Origin of the sequence: Cytophaga sp. FL35, assembly GCF_014349235.1 — a bacterium.
Lineage (GTDB): Bacteria > Bacteroidota > Bacteroidia > Flavobacteriales > Flavobacteriaceae > Euzebyella.
Genome location: NZ_JACSOH010000047.1, coordinates 1 through 11,052 on the forward strand (window position 1 = coordinate 1; position 11,052 = coordinate 11,052).

7 protein-coding genes are annotated in these 11,052 nt (G+C 40.0%); all 7 read left to right on the plus strand.

From position 1 onward, the window contains the following. The first annotated feature begins 87 nt into the window (after positions 1-87). The 7 genes from BIZ36_RS20125 (at position 88) to BIZ36_RS20150 (ending at position 10,667) form a co-directional block, all read left to right on the plus strand. The gene (locus BIZ36_RS20125) at positions 88-624 is read left to right on the plus strand and encodes a Crp/Fnr family transcriptional regulator (protein ID WP_162987869.1); all 537 of its coding nucleotides are present in this window, start codon (positions 88-90) and stop codon (positions 622-624) included. Positions 625-1,281: 657 nt separating this feature from the next. Continuing rightward, entirely contained in the window at positions 1,282-1,830 is a 549-nt protein-coding gene (locus BIZ36_RS20130) for a DUF4347 domain-containing protein (protein WP_187459660.1), read from the plus strand. Between the two features lie 92 nt (positions 1,831-1,922). After that, positions 1,923-6,683 carry a T9SS type B sorting domain-containing protein gene (locus BIZ36_RS20135; protein ID WP_187459661.1) on the plus strand — a complete coding sequence of 1,587 codons (4,761 nt, stop codon included), beginning with the start codon at positions 1,923-1,925 and terminating at the stop codon, positions 6,681-6,683. A gap of 20 nt (positions 6,684-6,703) precedes the next feature. After that, on the plus strand, positions 6,704-7,588 hold the full coding sequence (locus BIZ36_RS20140; protein WP_187459662.1) for a PorP/SprF family type IX secretion system membrane protein: 885 nt from the start codon (positions 6,704-6,706) through the stop codon (positions 7,586-7,588). Between the two features lie 281 nt (positions 7,589-7,869). Beyond that, positions 7,870-8,133 carry a hypothetical protein gene (locus tag BIZ36_RS20145; RefSeq protein WP_121848595.1) on the plus strand — a complete coding sequence of 88 codons (264 nt, stop codon included), beginning with the start codon at positions 7,870-7,872 and terminating at the stop codon, positions 8,131-8,133. Between the two features lie 142 nt (positions 8,134-8,275). Then, positions 8,276-8,443: a DUF6747 family protein gene (locus tag BIZ36_RS21370; protein WP_317125501.1), complete on the plus strand. Its 168-nt coding sequence runs from the start codon at positions 8,276-8,278 to the stop codon at positions 8,441-8,443. Positions 8,444-9,536: 1,093 nt separating this feature from the next. Next, complete coding sequence (locus tag BIZ36_RS20150; protein ID WP_222937490.1) at positions 9,537-10,667, plus strand: alginate lyase family protein; 1,131 nt, start codon at positions 9,537-9,539, stop codon at positions 10,665-10,667. The last annotated feature ends 385 nt before the right edge of the window (positions 10,668-11,052 follow it).

Sequence of the window (11,052 nt, forward strand, 5' to 3'; positions counted from 1 at the left end):
TATTTATTTCATTAAAATAGCATGACTACAGAGCCAATTTCTGAAAGAAATTTATATATAATCATATTCCTTAACTCTATTTATCCTATGGGAAAAGATTTAAAAACTTTTTTGAGTTCAAAAATTCAAAGTTGCCATTTTAAAAGGAATGAAATAATTTGTAGGGCAGGGGAGAAGTGTAATCGTTTATATTTTCTAAAAGAGGGTATGGTACGAGGCTTTTTCAAAAGTGGAGACTCAGAAATAACCACATGGATCGATAGCGAGAATGAAGTCTTTACCTCGATAACAGGGTTTTTTAGAAATAAAGTAGCGAACGAGTATATACAGAGTATTGAGGATACTTATTGTGATTACTTAGAATACCAAGACTATCAATATTGCGTCAACCATTTTCCTGAAATGAACCATATAGGTAGAATTATGTTGGAGGAGTATTATATGCTTTCAGAACATCGGGTCTACTTGGCTAGAATTCCCAATGCTGCCAACCGTCTTAATTATTTTATAGAGCATAGTAAGAATCAAATTACCGAACGTATTCCCAAAAAATATCTGGCATCATTTCTATCTATGAGACCTGAAACCTTAAGTCGTTTGTTAAGTAAGTATAGTCCCAATTGAATTTTTTTGAGAATCGACGAAATATCTTCTGTCTAAGAGTAATTGGCAAATTTTATTTTTAAATTATTGATAATCCATCAGTTGTAATTTCTCAGTCTACTTCCGGCTTAAATTAGCCACTCTCCTTCTCATTTAGGAAATAACTCAAAATTGATATTTGTCAAGTTCCCGTTATTAGCTATGTAATAAGGGGTATATGGATGCGTTTTCCTAAAAATCCGAATCGGTCGAAGTTTTTTATAAAAAAAATCATTTGTGCTTCTTTATTTAAATTAAAGATAAACAACTAATTGCACTTTTAAGTTTTGTAGAGAATCAATTCCAATTGATTATTGTCAATTTCGCGAGCGATTTTTTATAATAAGCAAGAAATACCTTCCGTTTGTAGGAAGTTCAAGTTTTAAAAATGAAAGAATTCAAATTTGAATTGTAAGAAACCGAAAAAAGAGTTTCAAAAAATATTTAACCTTCCCTACCTATGACATAGAACTGCAATATTTCCCAAATCCGCGATTAATCTAAAATTTTATTCACTGCTGATCGGTCTTGTGCTGCTCACAGAAAAAAGCTGTTCATAAACGGCCAGGGATTTTTTTGTCCTTTTCCAAACCTGAACACAACTATAAAAATAACATATATATCCAAACCCTCTCTTAAATGAAAACAAAAAGCAACCAAAAAAAATTAATGAGTTCACTGCTCTTTTTCTGTATGGTCTTTAGCATATCATGGGCACAGACCGATGAGGTCGTGGTCATTGATTCTGAGTATACACAGAAATCAATCGTTCTAGAGCAATTGCCTCAAAGCACAACTGTAATTGAAGTGGGGCATTCAGAAAATCCGTGGAAAACGGTGCGCCATTTCCTTGAAGACAACACAACAGTAAAAACCATTCATTTGTTTGCAGACACAAGCAATAATGCACTGCAATTGGGTGGAATCGCATATGATTCAGAAAGGATCGACCAAGAATTTGAACTTTCTATGTTAGAAGGTGTCTATCAAGGTACAAACATTCAACTTTTGGTTTATGACTGCAACCTGGGGTCTAATGTGGACGGATTGGCAATTATAAAGCAGATCAGTGCTATGTCCTATTTCAACATTGCAACTGCTACAAACTGTACATCGGTATTTGATTCCAATTTCAGTTTTGATTATAAGACAATGAACCAACCCATTAGCAGTTCAATATTTAAATAGCACAACCTACTATGAAGCAAATACTACAAACCACAATTACATTCACCATATTTTTGCTAATTTTTGGTAACCTCAAGGCCCAAACTGTAGATATGACAGTCCAACAAGGTCCAAATGTAGACGTAATGGTGACTGTGGGGTCTGCCGATTTAGATTTATCGACATTTGAGACCGATCTTGAGCAAGCCATGTACGCCAAGGGAATCCCTTTGGGTAAACTACGTGTTGAAGCTTTTCAAAGAAGCTCTATTTCCTCTGATCAAGCGGATGCCAGTGATATTTTCAACAGCTGGAATGTTATGGATTTTAACGGGGCAGAACCACCAAACTCACACAACTACCTAGGTAGTGCAGGTGGTGGAACTTACTCGGGTTCCTATTTCTCCTTTGATTCCAATACCAACCAAATACTGGCCGATCCTGTCGCAAGGAACTCCGGCAACTACGGTGTTGCCATGTATGATCCTACAGGAGATGTTTCCGATGGTACCATTTCAGCGACCTTTGGTCTTTCCGGTGCACCTTACACCCACGCCGAGGTTGGATTCATCTTTAAAAAAGTGGATAACAATAATTTCTACGCCTATATCATCGACAACCATACAGCCTGTGGTAACTTAATGAACTATGCTCCAGGTGATGGTTACCCTGCGGAAGCCATTCTCAAAAGGGAAAACGGTGTAACTACCATTTTGGCAGTGAACACTAATAGTGGAAGAACAGGTACGGCAACCTATGGCTGGGATGCCGCTAGGGCCGATATGTTCTCGGCTTTCTATAATGGACAGGAAATCGATTTTAAAATTGAAATGTCCGGTGATGATATCACCATCTCCAGAAGAGGTGGCGGAGGCGATGCTGGCACGGATTGGATCGAAGCCTTCGATATTACCGATAATACCTTTTCCTCAGGTAGCTATGGTTTCTATGTCCATGAACAGCAAAATGCCTATTTCAAGGATATCAATATTGAAAAATTGGAACTACGTGCCTTTAAAGATGTATTGCGCGAACCGCAGTGGAGAAACAGTGCCCTACGTTTTAACGTAAACTTGGACGACCTTGAAGTGGCAGATTTTGACAACGACAAAGATCTTTCGGAAATATTGATGCGAACCATCAACGAGGATATCCACTACATCGGCTGGGGAACCAATGCCAACCAAGCCCAATTTGACAGGTTCATTCAACAGAACAATGATCAAGGTATCTTTGTAAACCGAGATGCTGGAAGCTGGTCCACCTGGATAGATGATATGTCCCATTACATTTATGGACAATATCAATTCGGAAAAGTAACCGCCGGGGAATATTTTATTGCTGGAACCTCGGTTGAGATCGATGTAGATCCTTCACAGTTAAAATCCAACACAGCAAATGCCAGTTATCCTTCGGGGCGATGGAAAATCACCCATGATGAGACCCATTTTGACAACAACACGGGCAAGGTATCTTGGGATGGACTCTATTTGGAGGATGTACCGGAGTACTACGAGAAAACAGGTCGATATACCTTCACTTTTGAAGATATGCCAACAGCTCCGACCACGCTATATTTCCATAGAAAACCAGTGGCCAGTTTTACATATAGTGCCGATACTGGTTTTATCAACAACACCTCTTACGATCTAGATGGCGGAGCGAATGATGGTATTGCCCAATCAGAGTGGAAGTGGAAATCCGTGGATGCGGCATCTACCAACGACTGGGTAAATGGCCAGTTCGATAAAAATAGCGTTGCTGACGGAGAATACCTTGTAATGCTCAGAGTTCAAGATCATCAAGGAACTTGGAGTAGTCCTTCAAGTATCTATGTGGAAAAAACTGCAGGTTCTGGAGGTGAAACCGATTTGCCCATTGCACAGTTCAACATATTACCTGATCAATTGAATACATACTCTGGCGACATGACGATTGCGATTGAGGATAATTCAGTAGACCCTTACGGAAGGACTTTATCCACACAAGAATGGATTGTGACCCAACGTACTTACGATTCCGATGGAAATGCAACCAACACGGAGATTTATAATGCAGGTACACCTATGACCGATTTTTCATCCTACAATAATGTAACCGCAGACTATATAATAAGCTTAAGGACACAGACAGATACAGGTGTTTGGTCAGAACCATTTTATCGTACACTCACCATTATTGATGATGATATCGCACCAACAATCACTGCTACTCCCTCCAGCGGGAGTTTGGAAACGGATGATGACATTCAGTTGGTTTTCTCCGATGAGAATGGAGGAAGTGGTTTTGATGTGCAACGCTTTGTTAGAGTGCAAAGTGCAACTCCACCTGCAACAAATAATTCAGCTTGGAGTTCATGGAGCAACAGCCAGTCCAAGACCACATCTTTCAACACTGGAGGTACAGGTTGGTATATCCATGCCGAGGTCAGGGACAATGCCGGCAATACGGGCACAGCAACCTTTGGTCCTTACGACATAACCTTAGTTGTAAGTGCAGAAGACGATTTGGCGATTTTGGATGAGGATACCGTTTCCGACCCCATCGATGTACTTTATAATGATGTTTACGATACCAACAATACCCCTACCGTTACCATTACGGCACAGGGAACAAAAGGTAATGCAACCGTAAATGGCAGCAACCAAGTTGTCTATACGCCAAATGAGAACAAAAATGGTACCGATAGCGTAACCTATGAGCTGGATGTTAACGGCACCAAGGTTACCGCTTCCATAACAATATCCATTATCCCAATTGATGATGACCCTATCGCAGTGGCCGACAGCTTCACAATGGATGAAAATGGAACTTTGAACGGAGACCTTTCCACAAACGATATTGAAGTGGATGGCGATGATTTGGTGTATTATTTAATCGATGGACCTGAAAATGCAAGCTCATTTACGCTTAATTCCGATGGTACCTTCACCTATGTCCACGACGGAGATGAATCCGCAATGGATAGCTTTACCTATAATTTTGAAGATGCCGTTTCCTTTTCGGAAACCGTTACGGTCACATTGAACATTACCAATGTAAACGATGCGCCGGATGGTGGGGATATTACACTGGAAACCATTCAGGATGCTTCCTATACCTTTAAAACGGGTGATTTCACCTACACGGATGTAGACCCAGGAGATACATTTAATGGTATCCAAGTGATGACCCTACCCTCAAACGGTACTTTGGAATACAATGGTATCGCCGTTCAGGCAAATGATATGATAGATGATGTAATCCTATTGGTTTTTACACCTTCAGCCGGTGAATACGGAGATAACTATACCTCATTCACTTTCAAAGTTAAAGATGGTGATGATGCCGTAAGTAGCTCAACGCATTCTGCAGCTATTAATACGGCGCAGGATACCGATGGTGATGGAATCCCGAATGATGATGATTCAGACGATGACGGTGACGGAACTCCGGATGATGAGGACGGCTTCCCATTAAATCCAAACGAGGACACCGATACAGATGGTGACGGAACCGGGGACAATGCCGATACCGACGATGACGGTGACGGTACTCCGGACTCCGAAGATGACTTCCCATTAGATCCAAACGAGGATACCGATACCGATGGTGACGGAACCGGGGACAATGCTGATAATGATGATGACGGTGACGGAACCCCCGATGCAGAGGACGACTTCCCATTAGATCCAAACGAAGATACCGATACCGATGGTGACGGAACCGGAGACAATGCCGACGAAGATGATGATAACGACGGTACTCCTGATTCCGAAGATGACTTCCCAAAAGATGATTCCGAAGATACTGATACGGACGGTGATGGTACGGGTGACAATGCCGATATGGATGATGACGGTGACGGAACCCCGGACAGTGAGGACGACTTCCCAAAAGATGATTCTGAGGATACGGATACCGATGGTGACGGTACAGGTGACAATGCCGATACGGATGATGACGGTGACGGAACCCCGGACAGTGAGGACGACTTCCCTTTAGATCCAAATGAGGATACCGATTCCGATGGTGACGGAACTGGGGACAATGCAGACACAGACGATGACGGTGACGGAACCCCGGATACGGAGGACGACTTCCCGTTAGATCCCGACGAAGATACCGATACCGATGGTGATGGAGTTGGCGACAATACCGATACGGATGATGACAACGATGGGTATCCCGACGATGTAGACGACCTGCCCCATAACCCAAATGAGTATTCCGATATTGATGGCGATGGCATTGGTGACAATGAGGATACCGACGATGACAACGACGGTGAAGAGGATGTCGATACCGATGGAGATGGTCTTGGGGACAATGTGGATGAGGATGACGATAATGATGGAGTTGTGGACGGCTCCGACGATTTTCCACTGGACGAAACGGAGCAAAAAGATACCGATGGTGATGGTACCGGTGACAATGCCGATACCGATGACGATGGGGATGGGTATACCGACGAACAGGAAAACGAGTCGGGAACTGATAGTACCGACCCGATAGACACCCCGGCCGATAATGACAATGACGGTATTCCCGACAATAGGGACGACGACGATGACAATGACGGGGTTCCGGACAGTGAGGATTATTTCCCACAGGATAGTGAACCGGTACTGGTTCCGGCGGAGGCCTTCACGCCCAACAACGATGGTCTTAACGATTCATGGATGGTGCCCGGCATCGAAAACTATCCGAACAATGTCGTAAGGATCTACAACCGTTACGGTCACGAGGTATTTGCCCAAAAGAGCTATCGAAACGATTGGCAGGGTTTCTTTAAGAATAAGAACGAGAAACTGCCCTCCGGATCTTATCTCTACATAATCGACCTCGGCAATGGCGAAGCTCCGTTGAGAGGTTGGATATTCATCAACTATTAACCTAATCAAGCCAAAAAAAAATGAAAACAATAGTAATAACAATATTTAGCGTGCTTCTGGCGGCCCTAGGTCTTTATGCCCAACAAGACCCGCAGTACTCGTTCTATCGCTATAACATGAACGTAGTGAACCCTGCCTATGCCGGTAGTAACGACGGCCTGGAATTTGCCTTGGGCCTTCGAAGCCAATGGGCAGGGGTAGAAGGCGCTCCGGAAAGCCAAAGTGCTATTTTCGGTACATCATTGGGAAAAAATGTAGGCCTAGGAGTGTCGGTACTTAATGATAAGACCTTTATCGAAACACAGACATGGCTGGCCATAGATGTTTCTTACCAGGTGAAGGTATCGGAGAACAACCAACTCTTCTTTGGTCTCAAAGGGAGCGCCAACACCTATGATGCCAATACCCAGGGCCTCCAAACGTATGGGGTGGGCCAAGACGGTAGTTTGATGAACTTTGATAATAGGTTTACGCCAAACGTTGGTGTTGGGCTGTACTGGAAAAATGATAAATACTTCGTTTCGGCTTCCATTCCGAAACTGTTGACCCCCGAACGTTTGGAGGAAAGCAACGGCGAGGCAAGGGTAGGCACCGATAAGGTTCATATGTACCTGGCCGGAGGTTATGAGTTCGAGCTCTCGGAATCCACCAACCTATACCTAACCAATATGCTTCGTTTTGTTACTGCTTCCCCGGTTTCCTATGAGCTCACCGGTATGGTGGGTTTTGCAGAGCGTTTCACTATCGGCGCGGGTTATAGGTTTAGCGAAAGTATCAGCGGTCTATTCTTGTTCAATATCAGTGGAGGATTAGACGTAGGGTATGCTTATGAGAACGCCTTGGAAAAACCTGTTGGCGGTGTTGAAAAGGGTACCCATGAGCTGTTCATGAGATTGAGAATATAGAAGTCTTCGTTTTATTCAGATACAGCTGGCCAGTTCATAAGAAGGAACTGGCCAGTTTGTTTTACGAAGTAATAATTCAACTAACGAAAACGTTTTCGCCACAATTCCATAAACTCTCGCAACAATTGTTTGCAATTTTGCATATTAGTAAACAATTTTGGAGCATTATATTGAGAGATAGATAATAATTCGAATTGAGCTTTTTGAATAAAAACCCCCACAGATAACCGGTCCAATTATATAGCGGGCCGGTTGTCAATTTTTTACAAAAGTCAGCAATAATGAAGGATTTAGAAACTCTATACAAGGAATTGAGTAGTTTTCAATCCGATATTTATCGTAAGGAAAACATCAATCAAACCATTATATTATTAGAATCTTGGACTGTCCACATCCCATTCAACCAAAAATCGACTAAAGAATTTTGGATGGACATGGTTAAAAATTTTCAGGATTGCCAAAAAATGAAAGACCCTCAGGAATATGGTGAACAATATGCCTTTTACCTATTGAAAACTTTACTTTTTATAAAAAGATTAATGTAGCATGACTTATAAACCACTGTTATTTGAATATATGTAAATACCTACACTACTTTAATTCATCGAATAAACTATCTGTTTAACAGATAATAATTGGTACCATATTCATAGGTTGCATATTTGCTTCAAATTAAAACCCCCGAATATGAATACAATTACTCTTATTAAGAACATTTATCTGGACAGCATTAGAAACATAGGAAATTTCGTGATTCGAAACTATTTTAAAGCGTTCACATGGTTTACCATAATTTTATTCTCAGTAGTACTCTATGCTTTTTTCTATCGAATCTTTACAGGATTTCCTTTTTAATGAGAAACCTTGGAGAAAAAAGAAAATAACATTATATATACATTCACTATCATAGCCTTGACAATCGCTATCTTTCTTTTGATGGTGGAAATAATCGATTAGATCATATTTTCTAGGTTAACTGAACTACCTAGAATCCATTTGAGTTTGCTGTACTAATTTGAAGCAACAAAATGTCTTTCTCAGTCTAACTACCCCTTGGATTTAGTACAGGTGAAAGAAAGGACCAGTCGATAGGTAAAATATTGATGGAATAACTTTCATTGGGAAACTTGATAAACGGTTTAATCTAAAAAGAAATCGATGAAAATTTGCGACCGCTGATGAAAATTAGTTGGATGCTGAATTACATCGAGACCACTATTCATCAATGAAGAACAATATTTGAGTATTTTTAAGATAGGATGTGCTTGAGAGTAGCACATCCTTATCTAAAATTGCACTGAATCATCGTTTAAAGTTCCACTTAACAAGCACTTTAACCCTAAGTTCTTTACCATGACATAAAGAGCTTTGCTTCCAACCAGCGCAGTAGGTAGTTTACTAAAAACGCTACCAATATTTAGCGAATAGGCACAAATAACGATTACGCCACGAAAAAATATCATGACCAAATCTCGAATTCAGTAAACTTTCTTACAACTTTAGTCAAGTTAATTATTTTTTTTTATTAAATACATATCAGCGATATACACTTGAGAATAGCATAGAGTGATGTAAAAACAATTCGTGACACACGTCTATTAAATTTCTAGTGATAAGTTATATTTTTTGAATAAAGATTGATTTGGTAAATATTGTTAGGATTGTAAATTAATGGGATACTTCGCAAATTCTAAGTAAATCTGTTGGGGAGATAGTGGCATGCCATAATGCAATATTTGAATTCAGGATTTCATTTACTGATTTTAATTTTAGTATTTTAGGTCGTTACCAACTATGATTTCCAACATATAAAATTGCGAATGTAATTTAGGTTGGTGAATGAAGCGTTCGAAACGTTTAATTATCTATGTCTCCATTTAATAAATTGTTGTCAATCCATTTGAGATCTTACGTTATTTTAATACATACCCTTTTTTTCTCGCTATTTTTGAAAGGTCAAAGCTATAGTGAACTCGCAACTCTGGAACTTGATTCCCACATTTTGGAAATAGCTGATAGTTTTTTAGAAGAATATCCCATTACCATTACTTCTTACGTATGTTCACGATCTTCTGGAGGCAAAAATGACTTTTACTCAGAAGGAGATTATTGGTGGCCAGATCCAGAAAATCCTGAAGGCCCTTACATTAGAAAAGACGGTTTTACCAATCCCGAAAACTTTACGGCTCATCGAGAAGTCCTCATGAAAATGGGAGAAATGGTGGGAACCTTAACTTCTGCATATCTAATTACCAAAGACAGAACCTATTCCGATGCCGCGCTGGAACACTGCAAGGCTTGGTTCTTGAACGAATCTACGCGTATGAATCCCCACTTTTTGTACGCGCAAGCAATTAAGGGAAGGCATACGGGAAGAGGTATAGGTATTATTGACGGTATTCATATTATGGATGCAGTACAATCCCTTTGGATTCTTGAAAACGAAGGTTTAATCAGTGAAAATCTTATGACTGGATTCCGTGCTTGGTTTTCTGAGCTCCTTGAATGGTTGATGACCCATGAATACAGTAAAGATGAAATGGTTCATCCAAACAACCATGGTACCTGCTGGAATATGCAGGTAGCGACCTATGCCAAATTTTGTAACAATTCAAAGGTCATGGAATTTTGTAAAGCTAATTTTATAAACACCATCTTGCCAGGACAAATGGCCAAGGATGGCAGTTTCCCTTTGGAATTGGAAAGAACGAAGCCTTATGGTTATTCTTTATTTAATCTTGATGCAATGACTATTAACGCTTGGGTTTTATCTGATAGTTTTCAATGTTTCTGGAACTATGATATAAATGGTCGCTCCATATTAAAAGCGGTGGAATTCATGGCCCCTTTTGTGGCTAAGAAAAATGATTGGCCACATGAGCCTGATGTAATGTATTGGAATGAATGGCCTGTTGCACATCCAACATTTTTGTTTTCGGCAATCATTTACAATCGTTTGGATTTTTATGAATTATGGGCTAATAATCGACATTTTCCCAAAACGTTCGAAGTAAAGCGCAACATGGCCATTAAAAGTCCTTTGATTTGGCTTTATAAGAAAGAAAATTGCGCTAACTAGTCATAAATACATGCTTGGCCATCACGGTTATATAATCCTGACTTTATCTTTCCGGTAAAAACTTTCAAACTCTAAATGTATTTTTAGGATTTATTGAATTTTTATATGTTAGATTTGTAGGAGAAGGCCTAAATTATTCTCATTGATGTCCTAATTGATGTCAATTTATAAGTTTTAGTTTTTAAATTATTGGTTTTGAGGGTGTTGTGTTTATGGTTTAAATCCAGTCATCCCGACAAAATGGGTTTTAAAGCAATCCATTAAAAAGTCAATCAGATGATTTTCAAGTAATTACATTTATTTTGATTTCATTTGATTGGCTTTAATATCAAAACAAAAGTTACCTATTCGGTTACCTATTTTTGGCCGAATTTTTTCACTACAT